At 36.3% G+C, this 19,383-nt stretch carries 17 protein-coding genes and 1 pseudogene; 10 read left to right on the top strand and 8 right to left on the bottom strand.

The genetic code is table 11. The annotated features are described in order from the left end of the window. The first annotated feature begins 4 nt into the window (after positions 1–4). From NSS74_RS22500 to chbG, 6 genes are all read left to right on the top strand, one after another. Positions 5–322 carry a PTS lactose/cellobiose transporter subunit IIA gene (locus tag NSS74_RS22500; protein ID WP_002016162.1) on the top strand — a complete coding sequence of 106 codons (318 nt, stop codon included), beginning with the start codon at positions 5–7 and terminating at the stop codon, positions 320–322. A gap of 309 nt (positions 323–631) precedes the next feature. Continuing rightward, entirely contained in the window at positions 632–934 is a 303-nt protein-coding gene (locus tag NSS74_RS22495; RefSeq protein ID WP_002089627.1) for a PTS sugar transporter subunit IIB, read from the top strand. Between the two features lie 16 nt (positions 935–950). Beyond that, positions 951–2,258, top strand: a complete 1,308-nt coding sequence (gene celB / locus NSS74_RS22490; RefSeq protein WP_012261997.1) for a PTS cellobiose transporter subunit IIC — start codon at positions 951–953, stop codon at positions 2,256–2,258. A gap of 183 nt (positions 2,259–2,441) precedes the next feature. Beyond that, positions 2,442–2,765: a PTS lactose/cellobiose transporter subunit IIA gene (locus tag NSS74_RS22485; RefSeq protein WP_000989054.1), complete on the top strand. Its 324-nt coding sequence runs from the start codon at positions 2,442–2,444 to the stop codon at positions 2,763–2,765. Between the two features lie 3 nt (positions 2,766–2,768). Further along, entirely contained in the window at positions 2,769–4,094 is a 1,326-nt protein-coding gene (gene celF / locus NSS74_RS22480) for a 6-phospho-beta-glucosidase (protein ID WP_000145757.1), read from the top strand. Between the two features lie 48 nt (positions 4,095–4,142). Then, on the top strand, positions 4,143–4,847 hold the full coding sequence (gene chbG, locus NSS74_RS22475) for a chitin disaccharide deacetylase (RefSeq protein WP_340814338.1): 705 nt from the start codon (positions 4,143–4,145) through the stop codon (positions 4,845–4,847). Between the two features lie 40 nt (positions 4,848–4,887). Here the strand turns inward: chbG and NSS74_RS22470 are convergent, their stop codons facing one another. The 3 genes and pseudogenes from NSS74_RS22470 to NSS74_RS22460 all read right to left on the bottom strand — a co-directional run. Continuing rightward, positions 4,888–6,069, bottom strand: coding sequence for a chromate transporter (locus tag NSS74_RS22470; RefSeq protein WP_340814337.1), 1,182 nt, complete (start codon positions 6,067–6,069; stop codon positions 4,888–4,890). Between the two features lie 155 nt (positions 6,070–6,224). Beyond that, entirely contained in the window at positions 6,225–7,382 is a 1,158-nt protein-coding gene (locus NSS74_RS22465; protein WP_445661829.1) for an RNA-guided endonuclease InsQ/TnpB family protein, read from the bottom strand. Next, positions 7,379–7,504: pseudogene (locus NSS74_RS22460) on the bottom strand (IS607 family transposase); the annotation flags it as partial. The gene NSS74_RS22465 and the pseudogene NSS74_RS22460, both read right to left, overlap by 4 nt. Before the next feature lie 352 nt (positions 7,505–7,856). Between NSS74_RS22460 and exsM the strand changes: the two are divergent. Beyond that, positions 7,857–8,270, top strand: coding sequence for an exosporium regulatory protein ExsM (gene exsM, locus NSS74_RS22455; RefSeq protein ID WP_002144845.1), 414 nt, complete (start codon positions 7,857–7,859; stop codon positions 8,268–8,270). Positions 8,271–8,429: 159 nt separating this feature from the next. On the opposite strand, the gene NSS74_RS22450 is transcribed toward exsM, so the two are convergent. From NSS74_RS22450 to NSS74_RS22440, 3 genes are all read right to left on the bottom strand, one after another. Further along, entirely contained in the window at positions 8,430–11,108 is a 2,679-nt protein-coding gene (locus NSS74_RS22450; RefSeq protein WP_340814336.1) for a PRD domain-containing protein, read from the bottom strand. 258 nt (positions 11,109–11,366) lie between these two features. Then, positions 11,367–12,104: a polysaccharide deacetylase family protein gene (locus NSS74_RS22445; RefSeq protein WP_012261992.1), complete on the bottom strand. Its 738-nt coding sequence runs from the start codon at positions 12,102–12,104 to the stop codon at positions 11,367–11,369. Between the two features lie 208 nt (positions 12,105–12,312). Then, a complete protein-coding gene (locus NSS74_RS22440) occupies positions 12,313–13,386 on the bottom strand; it encodes a glycosyltransferase family 4 protein (protein ID WP_012261991.1) in 1,074 nt (357 codons plus the stop codon). A 450-nt stretch (positions 13,387–13,836) separates the two neighbouring features. Here NSS74_RS22440 and NSS74_RS22435 point away from each other — a divergent pair, with 450 nt between their 5' ends. After that, positions 13,837–15,207 (top strand): UDP-glucose dehydrogenase family protein, encoded by a 1,371-nt coding sequence (locus NSS74_RS22435; protein WP_340814335.1) that lies wholly within the window; start codon positions 13,837–13,839, stop codon positions 15,205–15,207. Positions 15,208–15,282: 75 nt separating this feature from the next. Continuing rightward, entirely contained in the window at positions 15,283–16,398 is a 1,116-nt protein-coding gene (wecB, locus tag NSS74_RS22430; RefSeq protein WP_002034751.1) for a non-hydrolyzing UDP-N-acetylglucosamine 2-epimerase, read from the top strand. A gap of 53 nt (positions 16,399–16,451) precedes the next feature. On the opposite strand, the gene NSS74_RS22425 is transcribed toward wecB, so the two are convergent. Next, positions 16,452–17,579 (bottom strand): LCP family protein, encoded by a 1,128-nt coding sequence (locus NSS74_RS22425; RefSeq protein ID WP_002016146.1) that lies wholly within the window; start codon positions 17,577–17,579, stop codon positions 16,452–16,454. Between the two features lie 74 nt (positions 17,580–17,653). Continuing rightward, a complete protein-coding gene (locus NSS74_RS22420) occupies positions 17,654–18,289 on the bottom strand; it encodes a YigZ family protein (protein WP_061689030.1) in 636 nt (211 codons plus the stop codon). A gap of 238 nt (positions 18,290–18,527) precedes the next feature. On the opposite strand from NSS74_RS22420, the gene NSS74_RS22415 reads away from it, so the two are divergent. Continuing rightward, the gene (locus tag NSS74_RS22415) at positions 18,528–19,370 is read left to right on the top strand and encodes a DegV family protein (RefSeq protein ID WP_002143753.1); all 843 of its coding nucleotides are present in this window, start codon (positions 18,528–18,530) and stop codon (positions 19,368–19,370) included. The last annotated feature ends 13 nt before the right edge of the window (positions 19,371–19,383 follow it).

Here is a 19,383-nt window from a genome sequence, read left to right as displayed (position 1 = left end):
TAAAATGGATACGATAGAGACGAAAGCTTTTCACTTAATTTTACATGGTGGTAATGCGAGAAGCTGCTCAATGGAAGCAATTGATTGTGCAAAGCGCGGTGAATTTCAGGAAGCAGAAGCGAAACTACAAGAAGCTTTAAATGAATTGCAAGAGGCGCATCGCTTACAAACAGAGCTCATACAGAAAGAGGCTGCCGGGGAAAAAACCGAAGTTACCCTTTTGATGGTGCATGCACAAGATCATTTAATGAACGCAATTACGGTGAAGGAATTGGCGAGTGAGTTTGTAGAATTATATAGGAAGATGTCGGTGGATGAATGAACCTTGCTTAGGCAAGGTTTTTTTATGTGTTAAAAAATAATTTAGTGTTTTTTTTGTTTAAACACAACTAGACAACTAAACACTAATCTATTTTCATACAGTTATGTGTTAAAAGTGAGGTGTTTTATAACACACTGTGTGTTTTCTGGGGGACACACTGATTGAAAGCGGTAACACACAAAGAAATCACTCGAAAAAACGCTGATTTTAGGCGTTTTGAAAAGTTGGCACGCTAATTGCAATAATAAATAGCGTAAAGAAAAATAAATAAAACATAAAATTTTTATACTACACAAGGGGGATTTATAAATGAATATTTTATTATGTTGTTCAGCAGGGATGTCTACAAGTTTACTAGTTACAAAAATGGAAGCGGCTGCAAAAGCTCGTGGTCTAGAAGGTAAAATTTGGGCTGTATCTGGGGATGCAGTAAAAAACAATATCGATCAAGCAGATGTATTATTACTAGGACCACAAGTTCGTTACATGCTTTCTACAATGAAAACGCTTGCCGATGAGAAAAATGTTGGAGTCGATGTTATTAACTCAATGCACTACGGCATGATGAATGGAGAAGCAGTTTTAGATCACGCATTAACACTTAAAAAATAATTAGGGGGGAAGCGAAATGCAAAAATTTATTGCATTTATGGAGAAGTATATTGTTCCTGTCGCTGGTAAAATCGGATCGCAACGTCACTTAGCTGCGATCCGTGATGGATTTATTGCAGTTATGCCACTTATTTTAGTTGGTGCATTGGCATCACTAATTAATGGTTTTCCGTCTGAAGCTTTCCAAGAGTTCATGAAAGGTTTGTTTGGTGAAACGTGGAAACAAGTTGGCGGTGGAATGTGGACTGGTTCTTTCGCAATTCTAGCACTAATCATAGCATTTACAACAAGTTATAACTTAGCAAAATCTTACGGCGTTGATGGTTTGTCAGCAGGTATTATTTCATTTGGTGCGTTAATTATTCTTACGCCAACAACACCGAAAGAAGGCGGATTGAACTTAGCTTGGACAGGGGCACAAGGGCTATTTGTAGCAATTATCGTGGCACTCCTTGTTACTGAGGTATTCCGTTTCTTTGTACAAAGAAACATTACTTTTAAAATGCCTGATGGAGTACCACCAGCAGTTTTAAGATCTTTCGCAGCTATAGTTCCAGCATTTGTTATCTTAACAGCAGTTGCAGGTATTCAATTAGCAGTGAAATTAGCTGGTACAAGTGTTCATGAATTTATCTTTAATACGATTCAATCACCACTGCAAAGTTTAGCAGGGACATTACCAAGTGCAATTGTCATTGTACTCCTTGTTCATCTTCTTTGGTTCTTCGGTTTACATGGGCCAAATATCGTTGGTGGTATTATTGAGCCATTATACTTACCGGCATTAGAGAAAAATATGAAGTTATTCCAAGGTGGTACATCTGCATTTGATGTTCCAAACATTATTACAAAACCATTCTTTGATACTTTTGTATATCTTGGTGGTTCTGGTGCAACATTAGCGTTCTTAGTGGTCGTATTACTTGTAGCAAAAAGTGCACAATTACGCGGTGTATCTCGCTTATCAATTGGACCAGGTGCATTCAATATTAACGAACCAGTAATCTTTGGTACACCAATTATTTTAAATCCAATTTTATTCTTACCGTTTATCCTAACACCAATTGTATTAGTAATTACTTCTTATACAGCTCTATCTATTGGTTGGGTACCAAAAACAGTTGTGATGATTCCATGGGCAACACCACCAATTATTAGTGGTTATCTTGTAACAGGTGGACATCTTTCAGGTGCAATTCTACAGTTATTCAACTTTGTAATTGCGATGGTAATCTACTATCCATTCGTTGTATTATCTGACCGTTCTGTTGTTCGTACTGAAAAAGCAGCAGCACAAGGAAATAACAACTCTGTACCTATGTAACATAGTAATTGTTCTCACAGGTAACATTATCTGTGAGAACAATCACCTTTATATCATGTTCAAAAAGATGAGACCCATCTACAAGAACACCAAACTATCATTCATAAAATAATAATTTAATAGCAATGTTCAAACTGAAGGGGTATTTAAATCGGTTGAACCATAATAGAGAGGGCGGTAATTATGATGACTACAGCAGAACAAATTCCATTCCAATTGATTTTAAATAGCGGTAATGCACGAAGCTTTGCAATGGAGGCACTGCAATTCGCCAAACAGGGGAAAATGGCAGAAGCTGATGAAGCGATGGTAAAGGCGAAAGAAGCGATTAATGAAGCGCATCATTTCCAAACAGAGCTCATACAATCAGAAGCAAGAGGGGAAAAAACAGAGATTAGTGTTCTTTTAATTCATGCGCAAGATCATTTAATGAATTCTATTACGGTAAAAGAATTAGCGGCAGAATTTATTGATCTTTATAAAAAGTTAGAAGCGAAAGGGGAATAAAGCATGACTGGAATTAAAATTGCTACAATCGGCGGTGGATCTAGTTATACACCAGAATTAATTGAAGGATTTATTAAACGTTATGATGAGCTTCCTGTTCGTGAAATTTGGTTAGTAGATATTGAGGCAGGAAAAGAAAAGTTGGAAATCGTTGGTAACTTAGCGAAACGTATGGTGAAAAAATCTGGTTTACCAATCGAGGTACATTTAACACTTGATCGTCGTGAAGCATTAAAAGATGCTGACTTCGTAACAACGCAGCTTCGCGTAGGTTTATTAGAAGCTCGTGCAAAAGATGAAGCAATCCCATTAAAATATGATGTAATTGGTCAGGAAACGAATGGTCCTGGTGGTTTATTCAAAGCGCTGAGAACGATTCCTGTTATTTTAGATATTTGTAAGGATATGGAGGAGCTTTGTCCGAATGCATGGTTAATTAACTTTGCGAACCCAGCTGGTATGGTAACAGAAGCTGTCCTTCGCTACACGAACATTCAACGAGTAGTTGGTCTGTGTAACGTTCCAATTGGAATTCGTATGGGTCTTGCGAGATTACTTGAAGTAGATGCAAGCCGGGTACACGTTGATTTCGCAGGTTTAAATCACATGGTATACGGATTAGATGTATATTTAGATGGCGTAAGTGTAATGGATCGTGTGTTAGAGCTTGTAACAGATCCAGAAAAGCAAATTACGATGGAAAATATTGCAGCACTTAACTGGGAGCCAGACTTTATTCGCGGTCTTCGTGCAATTCCATGTCCATACCATCGTTATTACTACAAAACACGTGAAATGTTAGAAGAAGAGAAAGAAGCTTCGGTTGAAAAAGGTACACGTGCAGAAGTAGTAAAACAATTAGAAGACGATTTATTCGAGCTATATAAAGATCCGAACTTAGATATTAAACCACCACAATTAGAAAAACGTGGCGGCGCTTATTATAGTGACGCAGCATGTAGCTTAATTACGTCTATTTACAATAATAAAGGTGATATCCAGCCTGTTAATACACGAAACAATGGAACAATTGCAAGCTTACCACATGATTCTGCTGTTGAAGTGAACTGTATTATTACGAAAGAGGGTCCAAAACCAATTGCGGTCGGAGATCTTCCCGTACCAGTTCGCGGTTTAGTACAACAAATTAAATCATTTGAGCGCACAACAATTGAAGCTGCTGTTACAGGAGATTATCATAAAGCGCTGCTTGCTATGACAATTAATCCACTTGTACCATCAGATAAAGTTGCAAAACAAATTTTAGATGAAATGTTGGAAGCACATAAAGAATATCTTCCGCAGTTCTTCAAAAAGGTAGAGAAATAAAGCGGCGCTATTTAGCCCGCTTTTTTTATTCTATTAGGAGGTATTACGATGATTAAGTTAATTGTAAACGCAGATGATTTTGGTCTTACAGAAGGTACAAATTACGGCATTATTGATGGACATATAAATGGACTTGTAAATTCAACGACGATGATGATGAATATGCCAGGGACAGAGCATGCCGTACGCTTAGCGAAAGAGTATAAAACGTTAGGGATAGGAGTTCATCTCGTATTAACGGCAGGAGAACCACTTCTTAAAGACGTTCCATCACTTGTAAGTAGCGATGGATTGTTTCATAAACAAAGTGTTGTATGGGAAGGAAATATAAATCCAGAAGAGGTAGAAAAAGAATGGACTGCTCAAATTGAGAAGTTTTTATCTTACGGATTAACACCAACTCATTTAGATAGTCATCATCACGTGCATGGATTACCGCTTTTACACGACGTTCTTGAGAGATTAGCAAGTAAATATAATGTTCCAATTCGTCGTTGTGAAGAAGAGCGAGCGGTGCGCCCATTTTCAGATGTGTTTTACAGTGACTTTTACGCTGACGGTGTGACGGAAGATTACTTTGTGAAGTTAAAGGAAAGAGTGCAGGACGAGCAAACGGTAGAAATTATGGTGCATCCAGCTTATATTGACCCAGAGCTTGTGAAACGTTCTTCTTACGTAATGGATCGCGTGAAAGAGTTGCGTATTTTAACGGAGAGTGAGCTTCCTGAGGGAATGGAGCTTGTGAAATTTTAATAGGAAAACGACGGCTAAATGGGGCCGTCGTTTTTTTTGCTTACAAAATGGATAGAACATATCCACCGAAGGCCCCGATTATAACGATAACCCAAGGTGGTGTTTTCAAAAAAGCGAGTAAGCAAAATAGAAGAGAAGCAAAAACGAAATCTACAGAATTCATAATTGTACTCGTCCAAATTGGATCATAAAAAGCTGCAAGTAAAATGCCGACAACGGCTGCGTTTACTCCAAGTAGTGCACCTTGTATGTAAGATACTCTCCTTACACTGTCCCAAAATGGTAAAACGCCAACAACGAGCAGGAAGGCAGGAAGAAAGATAGCGATCGTTGCAACAACTGCTCCGGCGGTTCCATTTAGCACTGCTCCTATATAAGAAGCGAATGTAAATAGTGGCCCTGGCACTGCTTGTGTTAATCCGTATCCAGCAAGAAATTGTTCTTTTGTCATCATCCCGTTTTGTACAAACTCACTTTCAAGAAGAGGAAGTACGACATGCCCTCCGCCAAATACAAGTGCACCAGAGCGATAGAAGCTGTCAAATAAAGAGATGAAATAAGAGTATGGTCGTAACATTGGTAACAGTATTAATAGTCCGAAGAATAAGACGAGACAAGATATGGCTACCATTTTTGAAATAGGTACGTTTATTTTATGAGCTTGGCTAACTGGCTGGCCACGATATAAAAACCAACCGATGAAACCAGATACTATAATGAGAATTACTTGTGTCCAGCTACTTGGCCATAATAGGGCGATTGCGGCAGTTGCAATTGCGATTGTTGCACGGTTTCGGTCTGGTGTTAACTTTTGAGCCATTCCCCATATTGCATGAGCGACAATTGCGACCGCTACAAGTTTCAGTCCGTGAATCCAGCCAGTACTTCCAAGCTCGAATTGGTTAAGAAATGAAGCGAAGAAAACTAAAACGAGCACAGATGGGAGAGTGAATCCGATCCATGAAATAATAGCTCCTAATAATCCGCCGCGTAATAAGCCAACTCCCATACCGACTTGGCTGCTAGCAGGGCCAGGAAGGAATTGACATAGCGCTACTAAGTCTCCGTAACTTCGTTCATCCATCCATTTTCTTTTTTGCACGTATTCATGATGAAAATAACCAAGATGGGCGACGGGACCACCAAATGAAGTAAGTCCTAATTTAAATGATACGAGAAAAATCTCTATTAATGATTGGAAAGAGTAGTTATTATTTTTCAAAATTTCCTGCTACTAAAGATATAGACAAATGTATATTCTTAGAGTATTCCTGCTTCTATGTGTCCTGTCTCGCCAATCATTCGCTACTACAGTTTGCTATAACACTCCACAGGCGTAAATTCCGATGTAGCCCACCGTACATATATACAATTTATTTACGTTAGTATTGTATATTTTTTTGCTTGTAAAAGGTTGATTGATGCGTTCAAATCTCTATCCATTACATTTCCACATTCACATGTATATACCCGGTCAGATAGCTTTAAGTATAATTTCTTTTGACCACAGCACGAACATAACTTTGACGATGGATAGAACCTGTCTACTTGACGTAGTTTGATTCCATATTCTTCACATTTCGTCAATAGCAATGTTTTAAATGTATAAAAACATTGCCCAGCAACTGCTTTAGATAGATGTTTATTCTTCATCATACCTTTCACATTCAAATCTTCCACTGTAATAAACGTTGGCTTGGTTTTCACCACATCATTTACAATAGACTTTACATACTCTAGTCGGATATTGGTTAGCCGAACATGTAGTTTTTGCACCCTAAGAATGTTTTTATCTATATTCGCTCTTTTGTTCGTAGCAGATGTTTCACCTCTCTTTTTTACATTTTCAAATTTACGCGATAAAGAGCGTTGCTCACGTTTTAACCGCTTTTCTATCCTTTTTACGCTTATTGTTTTGTTGATGTTTTCATGAACGATACCATCGCTACGTGTAGCGAAATCCTTCAACCCTAAATCAATACCTAAACCTGTTTCATTAAGTGTTGGTTTCGTTGCTCTTTCTTCCAATTCGCAAAGCACAGATACAAAATATCTCCCTGCCCTTTTACATATCGTTCCACTTTTTACAATCCCATTTTTCGGGATATAACCATACTCCTTTAATCTCACCCAACCAATCGTTGGGACTTTTACTCTATGTCTTTCTACTGCCAAGTCCGTTTTGTTGTTTTTAGGAAAATAGCACTTCACATCTTGATTCTTCTTTTTCTTATGACGGGGAAATCCAGATAAGCCCTTAAAAAATCTTTTAAAAGCCGTATCTCCATTCATAATTGCCTGTTTTATCGCTTTACTAGATACTTCTTTAATCCATTGATCACATTCTTTTGTATAGACATTGTTTAACCATTTAGAAAAGTCATATCCACTCAGAAACTTTCCCTCGGATTCATACCTCTCTTTGGTTTTAGAGATATACAGATTGTAAACATACCTACATACCCCAATCGTTTGATTGATCTTGGTTATTTGTTCATTTGTCGGTTTAATCTCTATCAAATAGGCTCTTCTCATAACTTTTTATCACCCACCATGTTCTTTTTGTATTTTCTCAATCCATATACCCTACAACTACATACATGAATGATAGATATCAAATCTTGAACAAGTTCTTCTTGTGGAGATAATTTTTTATTTACCTTTTGGGTTTTGGTAAGCAGTTAAAACAACTTGGTTATCCCAACTTTGCAATGGTCTAATAGGTACGTTGAAAACTTCTGGAAATTCTTTTGGTTCATATTGTTACATAATTACATTTTAATACATATGTCTATAATCGTTCGCTTTTTCGATTACTGTATAATTCTCCTAGAATGTTTTTCTAAGTGCATTATACAAGAGGCAGTAAAGTGAATGAAATGATTTCTATGTAAAGATTTTGTGAATCTTTTAGTTGTAATTAAAATTTGAAAAAGTCATAAATGATTATGTCTAAACCATAAAGTAGTAGAAGTGGTGCTGGGAAATTTATATGAGGAGAATGCCCGTATGACAACACATTTCTTTGCTAGGTTAACAGGGAAGAGGGAAGTACCTCCTGTAAATACAGAAGCTTACGGTGTAACAGAGCTCATTTTTAGTGAAGATTTAAAGAAGTTGCAATATCGGGTCATATTAAAAAACATAAAAAAAATCACGTCATGCCAAATTCATTTAGGAAAAGCGAATCAAATTGGTCCAGTTATTTTAAGTTTGTTTGGTCCGTTAGAGCAAGGAATTAGTGTGAATGAAGGAGTCGTTACTGGTGTAGCTAAAGTGGAGGATTTTGAAGGGCCTTTACAGGGGAGAGCACTTGACAGCTTGTTTCAAGAGATAATGCAAGCAAATGTATATGTAAATGTTAATACGAAATCTAATAAAAAGGGAGAAATAAGAGGGAGAATAAGGGAAGTAAAGAAGTAAGAGAAAAGGCTGTCCAAAAAAACATTTTGGAACAGCCTTTTCTAATTATAATGGGTGCCATGTTTATCAATTATTGTCGGTAAGTCGATATCCTATGTCGAATCGCCGATATAATTTCACTTACTACGTATTAGGTACTACTCTAAAATATTGCCTAGTTTAACTTTTTACAGGTTGATTTTTGATGAAGAAGTCCATTACATAAAATACTTCGTCATCTGGGATTTGTATTTCAAATGTATTTTCAATAGGTTGCAATGCTTTTTTCACTTTCATATACATCCAGTACTCATCTTGTCTTCGTTTCTCTTTATCAGGATGAGGGAGGAGACTTTCACCTTTTTGAAGACGGTCAACCATGCAGCTCATATGCAAAATCACACCCATTAAACTGTCGGGAGTTAGCTGTAAAGAAATCAATTCTTGAATTGTATTTAATGCATAACGAATTGTTTTAATAAGTAATGCTCCATCGTTACGCTGCATTTGTTGTTCAAGAATATCAGCCATTTTTGCATATGTTTCTTCATACGTAATCAATTCTTGAATTGGTTGAATAGCTGTGTAGTTCACAATGTCTTGGAAATGATATGTTAAGCAAGGTATTTGCATATCGAAATTCGTGACGATACAAATGATATTACGCTCTTTTTTTATGTTCTCGATCATTTTCGTTAAATCTTTTTCATGAACGATGCTAATCGGAATAATTTCAATTAAGTCTTTATCAAAGCGTAAATAGTTCTCTAACATTTTTTGAATTGCTAAAGCACTTCCTTCGCCGGTTAAACAAGCTGTTAAAATCACGGATTTCATTGGCGATAGTGGCTTTTTCTTTTCTTCCTGTACGTTTAAATAGAACGGCGTTAAGTTCTTAACTGTTTCGTATAGTGCATCTAATGAATAGCCAAGCTGAGCTTTTCGAGCTGCTTCTAGTGCGTGTGGTGTGCTCGTCATGGAAAGAACACGTACAGGAATTTTGAATTCAGTTTCTAATATATCACCAATATAAGCGAGAGATCCCATATCAACAAGTAAGAGAAGCCCGTTTACATTTTGAAGTGTTTTCATATACACTTTAACACGCTCTAAGAAGTCTTTTGGTGATTCATGCAAGGGCATATCGATACCAGTTACTTCATCAATACCGAGAAGTTCGTTTGCAACGTTTGCCATTTCTGTTGCGATACCATTACCGTGTGCTAATATTAATACTTTTACTTCTGTTTGTGAGGCAGGAATTGGATCAACAACGAAGAACATTGTTAAAAAGCCAGCTTCATCAATAGGTATTGTTATTTGTAATTCTTCTTCTAATAGCTGAATACATTGCATAGCTACGGAAAAAGCTTCTTTATATTTCGTACGAATTTGATTTAATTGTGGGTGGTGAATTTGTTTCCCGCCCTGTAAACGTTGTAGAGTTGTCTGTACATGTAAACTTAAAGCGAGAAATACTTTTTCATCGAAAGTTTTAGATAAATATTTTTCAGCTAGTTCCGCAATTTTTTCACATACGGAAACGATATTACGATCCACAATTTTAAAAACATTTTCATGACTTGTTTTTTTAGATATTTGGTTAAAGTATTGGACGAAAAAGCTTTGAATATCATTTTCTATTAGTAATTCTAATTCTTCCTCTTCAATGCCGCGTGCTTGAAGTTCTTCATATTTATAATCAATATAATCGTAAATAGAAGAGCGACTTCCTTCGGGTTTTATTGTATGTTTACTCCAACCTTCATCACCTGTAAATACAAATGTTTCATTTGGTATTTGATATAGATGACGGCTCTTTCTTTCAATAAATAATCCTTCTTTCATATACCAAGGTAAATCTGTACTTGAAACACAGACAGAATCACGTTTTTTTGTTACGAAATCAGAATAAGCTTTCGCACAGGCAATTTGTACGTCCGTTTTCAATTGACCGATGTTATTTGGACAATTGTAAAAGACGAAAGCACGCATTGTATTTGGACTAACATGAATCTCTTTCCTTAGACGAATTGCTTCATTTGTAAAAAATAGTTGTAGTAAAGCAAACCGTTCTTTATGTGTTCGCTCACGAAGTGGTGGAAGCGTAACGGTCATCGGAATACGTCTTGTAAATGTTTTTAATAAAAATGAATTTGGTTCTTCGGTTGTTGCAGTAATAATCAACACTCGTGCTTTACGTTCATTTTCCGTTTCTCCAAGGCGGCGGTATACTCCGCGATCAATAAATGTGAAGAGCATCTCTTGTCCTTCTGGAGGAAGGCGATGTACTTCATCTAAGAAGAGGATTCCTTCATGTGCTTTTTCAATTAACCCTTTTTGATCACTGGCACCTGTGTAAGCTCCTTTTTTTATCCCAAATAACTGTCCAAGTAGTAGTTGTGGATTGTTTGCATAATCAGCACAGTTAAAGACGATAAAAGGTGCATCTTTTGGAAGTTGTTCCACTTCAATTGCGTATTCGTGCATTAAAGAAGCGAACATCGATTTTCCGACACCTGTTTCTCCAAGTAGTAAAGTATGCATACCGTTTGGAGGATAGAGAATAGAAGCTTTTGCTTTTTCAATTGCAATTTTTAGGCTTGTATTTTCAATAGCAAATGTATCTAATGAAGTGCCCTTTGTTGAATGCGTTTCCAATGAAGTGTTCGTTTCTATATAAAAACGGACAGGGCGTGTAATCGTTTTTAATAAACGATTATCTTTCACAAGCTTGTTTAAATCGCTACTAACATTTGCACGGTCTAGCTGTAGAAGTGTAGCGAGTTCTGATGCTGTTATACCTTCTGTATAATTCCCTTTTTGTATTGCGTTAAAAATGAGATCTATTCGTTTCATTTCTATTCACCTCGAAACTTCATCACTATTTAAAATTCTACACAAAAATGAGAAGTGTGGGAAGAGAAAAATAAAGTGAAACTTTAATCAGTGGGGTTTTTGTTCATTCCCACTGATTATTAGCCTTCACCAATCGGGCGTTTACGGGCAGCCCGACTCCCACCTAACTTCTTTGTTCCAGCTGAATTTTGAGGTGGGAGTCTTACTGGCCGGCAAATAGCGGGGTAAAACAGCTTTAGTACATAGGCACTAAAGCTGTTACAATCTTGTGTCTTTCCAAAAATTCACTTCAAGATGGGAAGATGGATTGTAGGGAAGTAGTTTATATCCTTGTGAGTGTAAATAATCAATTACTTTTGGGAGTATTTGCACTGTGACACTAGAATCATGCATTAAAATAACCTCTACTTGTTCATCGCTTTGATTTCGTACTCTTTCTAGTATTGCGGAAGGATTATCATAGCTTTTCCAGTCATATGTATCAATTGTCCAATCCCACATTTTATACTGGGCAGATACGAGTGCGTCACGGTAATTCTTTTTTAAGTAAGGCATGCTACCGTATGGGACCCGAACGAGATGTGTATTTAAATGTGTAACTTGCTGGACAATGTTTTGGGTTTGCTCCATTTCTGCAATTAAAACAGATGGATCGCCAGTATAAAGACGTTTTACATCATGTGACATACTATGGAGACCGATATAATGTCCATCTTTAATCAATCGCTCCATCGTTTTTTTATAATGTGGCACCTTTCCGCCAATAACGAAGAAAGTTGCTTTTCCGTTCTTCTCTTTTAAAATATTTAAAATTTGTGGTGTGTATTTATTTGGTCCGTCATCAAATGTTAAGTACGCAATTTTTGTTGTAGGAGAGGTAGTTTGAGTACTTTGGTAATCTTTTACTTGAATGTCTGTAGTTGCTTTTGTATTCGATGATGCGTACATAGTAATAGTTAAAAATAAAATTATACATTGAAGTAATCGCTTGATCATAACATTCACCCTCAGTTTGACAATCAAGATGTAAAAATGAAAATTTGATACTTTTTTCGTTATACGTATATCTTTCTCCAATAGAGGCACTCTCAAACAATCTATATTTTGGAAATGGGGAATAAGGATTAAAAAATAAAAAATAGCATCCTCTTATGAAAAGAGGATGCTATTTGAATATTTCATAATAGTAAAGGCTATACTACAATTAGTCTTCGCGTTTTTTCACTTTTTTATAGAAGGAAATAATTGGTTTGTAACGTTCGTGTACAAGACCGATTACTTCAGCAATGATTTCTGTAAAGAAGATTAAAATGAAAAGAAGAATAATGGATAACCATAATGTTGCACTACTGAAAATAATTGCATTTACACTAAAGAAAATACCCAATGCGTAAATAATTAGTACCGTTTTACGATGAGAGAATCCCATTGCAAGCAAACGGTGATGTAAATGCGATTTATCAGGTGCTGAAATAGGCTTTTTATTTACGATACGGCGGATAATTGCAAATGTCGTATCAAATATAGGTACACCTAAAATAATGATTGGAACGATAAAACTGAATAACGTTACGCTTTTGTATAATCCAAGTAACGATATAACAGAAATACAGTATCCTAAAAATAGTGCTCCTGTATCTCCCATGAAAATTTTTGCTGGATGGAAGTTGTAGAATAAAAATCCAATTGTACTTGCTAATGTAATCAGTGCTAGAGGTAATATAATAGCTGCTCCAGTACCCCATGGGCTAGTGAAGGCCATATATGCTAGCGTTGCAAGTACGATAGATGAAATCCCTGCGGATAATCCATCTAATCCATCAATTAAGTTGATGGCATTTGTAATACCTACAATCCAAAATACAGTAATTGGATAAGCAAGCCATCCGAGTTCAGTATCTCCGAAAATTGGAATATATAATACTTGCACTAATAATCCACTTTTGACAATCATGATGGCAACTAATAGTTGTCCACCGAATTTTACCCTCGCAGATAGTTCGTACATATCATCTAAAATCCCGATGATAACAATGATGATAGCACCTAAAGTTATCGATAACATTCTTTGTTCGTACAATCCACCGACAACAAATCCTACGGCTACACCGATGAAAATTGCTAACCCGCCAAGACGAGGCATAATTTTTTGGTGTACTTTACGCGCATTTGGCTTGTCTGTTGCTCCTATTTTGAAAGCTAATTTAATAACTAAAGGAGTAACGACGAGTACAGTGATGAAAGATGCCAAAATGGCATAAATCACTTGTGAGTCCATTAATACCCCACCCTTTATAGTTTAACGTAATTTTTTCAATCTTATTTATCTGAAAATTATGATGTTTATTTACAGGCTCATAACATATGGTATCACAAAAAGATTAGAATTCAATCTTTTTTTCTTTTGGCTGTAAAGGGCAGTGAATAGAATATATGACAATTGGATATGGAATGTTGTGTCCTTAGAGAAGGTTGATCTCATATTGTGTCTTGTAATATGACATTGTACTCCCCTCTCATATAGCGATGACTTTTGTTTCAGTATTATAAGTGTTGCACGTAAAATGAGTAAGTTCCGTGTTAAATTGTGGGAATTTACATTTTGTATATATTGCATCATTTAACTTTACAAAATCTTAAAAAATAATAAAAAAACGATTCATATAATAAAGAAGTGAAAGAGTTTTCTCATTCTTAGTGTGAGAGGGGGAAGCGCAGGGGGAGTTCTGTGTATTCGTATATTTTCTTATGTATATTCCTGTGCGAAAAGAAAATGAAAATTACGATAATAGGTACCGGATATGTTGGATTGATTACAGGAGTAGGATTGGCGAGATTGGGACATTCAGTCACATGTTTCGATATAAATAGTGGGAAAATTGAACGGATTAAACAAGGCGAGTTACCTATTTATGAATGTGGATTAAATGAATTAATAAATGAAGCATACGAGAATAATCATTTAACTTTTACAGCAAGTAAATCAACGGCATTTAATGATGTAGAGTTTATATTTATTGCAGTTGGAACGCCATCTTTATTAGATGGAACAGCAGATTTAACGTATATTCGTAGTGCTTGTGATGATATTGGAACATATGTGAATAACGATATTATTGTTGTTACGAAAAGTACGGTTCCTGTAGGGACAAATGATGTAATGAGAGAATGGATTGAGGGGAAACTACAAGGTAGACATGAATTATATATTGTATCGAATCCAGAGTTTTTAAGAGAAGGTTCTGGTATTTATGATTTTTTTCATGGTGATCGTATCGTAATTGGATCATGTAGTGAAGAAGCGGCAAGGAAAGTAGAGAATTTGTACAGCAAATTAAGCTTACAAACGTATATTACAGATATTCGAAGTGCTGAGATGATTAAATATGCATCTAATGCTTTTTTAGCTACGAAGATTAGTTTTATTAATGAAATTTCTAATATATGTGAGCAAGTGGGTGCAGATATAGTAGATGTAGCTACAGGGATGGGGATGGATAAGAGAATTGGTGCATCTTTTTTAAATGCAGGCATCGGATATGGAGGATCTTGTTTTCCAAAAGATACGAAAGCACTTGTGCAAATTGCAGGGAATGTTTCTCATGATTTTCGCTTGTTGAAAGCAGTCATTGAAGTGAATAATAAACAACAGTTGTTGTTAGTTGAAAAAGCGAAGAAAATTATAGGTATGAAGAAGAAGCGAATTGCGGTTCTTGGTGCAGCATTCAAACCGAATACTGACGATATTAGGGAAGCACCATCTCTTATTATGATAGAAGAATTAATTAATATGGGTGCGGATGTGGTTTTATATGACCCACAAGCTATTCAAAATGTAAGAAGTTTATTTGGAAATACGATACGATACGCTGAGTGTATAGATGAATCGATTAGAGAGGCGCATGCAGTTTTTATCGTAACAGAATGGGAATCAATTCGAAATTATCCGCTAGAAAAGTATGCACAGCTTATGAGGGAACCTATTCTATTTGATGGGAGAAATTGTTATACTAATGAGGATGCCGAGAAGCATGGATTAGATTATTACTCAGTTGGGCGAAAAGACGTCTGTAATAGTAATGTTTCTCAGGCTCGTTAAAAAATGTATTTTCACATGCATATTTTTATATGCGATAATAGAAGTTTTAACTAGTGAAAGAAAAGAGGCAATGAAATGACTGAACGTTTAAAAGTAATGACAATTTTCGGGACACGACCAGAAGCAATTAAAATGGCCCCTCTTGTATTAGAGTTGCAAAAGCACCCAGAAAAGATTGAATCAATTGTGACTGTAACAGCACAACACCGTCAAATGTTAGATCAAGTATTAAATATCTTTGGAATTACGCCAGATTTCGATTTGAATATCATGAAAGATCGTCAAACGTTAATCGATATTACAACACGTGGTTTAGAAGGTTTAGATAAAGTAATGAAAGAAGCGAAGCCTGATATCGTACTTGTGCATGGTGATACAACGACGACATTTATTGCAAGCTTAGCTGCTTTCTATAATCAAATTCCAGTAGGACATGTTGAAGCAGGACTTCGTACATGGGATAAGTATTCTCCATATCCAGAAGAGATGAATCGCCAACTAACAGGTGTAATGGCGGATCTTCATTTCTCACCTACAACAAAATCAGCAACGAACTTACAAAAAGAAAATAAAGATGAGTCACGCATTTTCGTAACAGGAAATACAGCGATCGATGCACTGAAGACAACTGTAAAAGAAACTTATAGCCATTCGGTGTTAGAGAAACTTGGAAATGATCGTCTTGTACTTATGACAGCACACCGTCGTGAAAATTTAGGAGAACCAATGCGCAATATGTTCCGTGCAATTAAGCGTCTTGTTGATAAGCACGAAGATGTACAAGTTGTATACCCTGTTCATATGAATCCTGTTGTTCGCGAAATAGCGAATGATATTTTAGGCGAGCATAGCCGTATTCATTTAATTGAGCCGTTAGATGTAATTGATTTCCATAACGTTGCAGCTCGTTCATACTTAATGTTAACTGATTCTGGTGGTGTACAAGAGGAAGCACCATCACTAGGTGTGCCAGTCCTTGTCCTTCGTGATACGACGGAACGCCCAGAAGGTATCGAAGCAGGTACGCTGAAATTAGCAGGAACAGATGAAGAGACAATCTTTGGTCTTGCTGATGAGTTGTTATCTGATAAAGAAGCTCATGATAAGATGACGAAAGCATCTAACCCTTACGGCGATGGTCGTGCATCTGAGCGTATTGTAGAAGCGATTTTACAACACTTTAAGAAGTAACAACAATTGCGTGAAATAAAAAGAGCCAAATCGTATACGATTTGGCTCTTTTTTTATTCATGATTCCTCATAATCCACTCTGCATGAGCATTTGTAGAAGGGGGAGGAGGAGGTGGTGTTTTGTTCTCACTCGGCTCCTTCTTTGCTTTTGCGCTGGAGTTAGAATTTGAATCGGAATTTGTATTCTCATTTTTCGTAGTCTCTGTTGGAACTTTTGCTTTTTCTCCTATTTCCTTTTCAATTTCGTTACGTACAGTCTCTACACTGATTGGATCTGGAAGGAAGTAATAAATACCGCCAATTTTTCTGTCTTCTCCTTCAAGTTTTAACGTTTGTATTGTAGAAGGGTCGAATCCAGAGATTTTATTGTAAAGAGCAAGTCCGTCTGAAATAGGAATATCGGTTTTTATATATTTTCCAACTACCTTTGTTAAATCTTTAATTTTAAATACGGTAGAAGCAGAGTTTAGCTTTTGGGCAACAGCAGCCAGTACTTGTCTTTGTCTAGCAGCTCGACCATAATCACCGTTAGGATCTTGCTTTCGCATACGGACGTATGCGAGTGCTTCTTCACCATTTAAGTTCTGTTGACCTTGTTTAAATTGGATTTTTTTATAGTAATCCACGTCAGAGCGTTCCCAGAAATCGAAGGGGACATCAACGGTAATACCGTCAACAGCATCAACGATACCTTTAAATCCTTGGAAATCAATTTTAATATAATGATCAACAGGAACTTTTAAAAACTCTTCGACGGTGTCGATTGCCATTTTTTCTCCACCGTAAGCATGGGCAGCGTTAATTTTGTCTTCTTTATTTTTGCCAACAATCTTAACACGAGAATCGCGTGGGATACTCATAAGTGAAACCTTTTTTGAGTTGGGATTAACTGTCGCGAACATGAGTGAATCTGTTCGGCCGTTTTGACCATCTGTTGCGTAATCCTCAATACCCATAATTAGTATTGTGAAAGGTTTTTTTGTGATTTCCACATCTTCTGCTCGTAATTTAGATTTTTCACGGCTAAATCCACTGTACATCCCCATGAGAGAAGTGTAGGAATTTAACATATAAAGTCCTACGCTACCAAATAAAAATGCGAAAATAAGAAAGAAGAAAAACTTTCTTCTACGTTTCTTTTTTATTCTGCTATTTTGGAGATGATAATAACGTTCTTCCATATATAATCTCCTTAGTTCATTTGTAGGGAATTAATTCACTACATTAATCTTTAAAGGCGATAAGTTAGCTATTCTTAGATAACACCTTGTTCTAAGTACAACATATCTCCTTCTTTAATTGTACACTTCCCGTTTGTTAATTCAATCATCCAATCTGTAAATGTTTGTTTTCGATTTTCTTCTACATACGTATCGAATGTGACGTTTTCTAGATAATGTATATCTTTAATGTTATATTCTGAATTACGTAATTCATTTTCAACTTTGCCAAGCAATGTGTAATCAATTTCTGTTTCCATAACGCGCATTAGTTTTCGCTCAACAACGCCTACGTGATTAAGTCCTTCACTTGTACATTTTCCATATGCACGAATTAATCCACCAGCACCAAGTTTAATGCCACCAAAATAGCGCGTGACGACAACGACAGTATCCTTTAGACCTCGCTTTTTTAATACTTCTAACATAGGTACACCAGCTGTGCCGCTCGGTTCGCCGTCATCGTTTGCCTTTTGAATTTGATCTTGTTCACCGATTAAATATGCGGAACAATTATGTGTTGCATTCCAATGCTGTTTTTTTATTTTTTGTATAAATGTTTGAGCTTCCTCTTCCGTTGTGGCGCGATTCACATAGCAAATGAATCTTGATTTTTGAATCACAATTTCGTGCTCTCCATAGCCTTTTATTGTTAAATATTGTAATAACAATGGTATACGCCCCTATCTTTCAAAATAACTAGTACTTTACATTTTAAAAGCGAGCGTTTTTATATTCAAACATTTTTTACAAATATGTTGAAATTTTTGGTGAGTATTTTATCTTTTTGTTGTAATTTGTCGAACGAGTGATTGTAGTTTCTAACCGGCATTTTTATGTATGGATGCACCTTTTCTAGTTTTCGTGTAAAATTAGGGGATAAAAATTTTTTATAAGGCAGGTACGAAAATGAAAACAGCTATTGTTACCGATAGTACAGCATATATACCGAAGCATATTCGTGACGAACTCAATATATATATGATTCCATTAAACGTTGTGTTTGGAACGGAATCTTATCAAGAAGAGGCTGAAGTTTCAGCAAATGATTTTTATATAAAGGTACGTGAACAAGAGGAACTTCCGAAAACTTCGCAACCAGCAATTGGAAAGTTTTTAGAGTTATATGAAGAGTTATCTAAAGAATATGATGCAGTTATTAGCATTCACCTTTCCAGTGGAATTAGTGGTACATATCAAACAGCAACGGCAGCTGGACAGATGGTAGATGGTATTGATGTATATACGTACGACTCTGAAATTAGTTGTGAAGTACAAGGGTTTTACGTGCGTGAAGGGGCAAAATTAGTAAGTGAAGGGAAAGCCCCAGAAGAGATTATCGCTCGCTTTGATGAAATGAAGAAAACGATGGATGCTTATTTTGTAGTGGATGATTTACATCATTTACAACGTGGTGGAAGATTAAATAGTGCACAAGCTTTCATCGGTAGTTTGTTACAAGTAAAACCAGTATTATACTTTAGAGATAAAGTAATTATTCCATTCGAAAAAATTCGTACGCGTAAAAAAGCGTTAAAGCGTATCGTTGAAATCTTTGATGAGCAGGCGAATAAAGGTGTGCCTATGGAAGCTGTTATTATTCATGCGAATCGTGAAGAGGAAGCTAATGAATGGAAACAAGAATTAGAAGAGATATACCCTCATGTTACAATTCGTACGAGTTATTTCGGAGCTGTAATTGGGACGCATTTAGGTGAAGGTGCGCTTGGTTTAGGTTGGTATACGAAGTGATAAAGATATAAAA

It is taken from the genome of Bacillus sp. FSL E2-8868 (genome assembly GCF_038005505.1).
Classification (GTDB): domain Bacteria; phylum Bacillota; class Bacilli; order Bacillales; family Bacillaceae_G; genus Bacillus_A; species Bacillus_A mycoides.
This window is presented reverse-complemented; position numbering and strand designations above follow the sequence as displayed.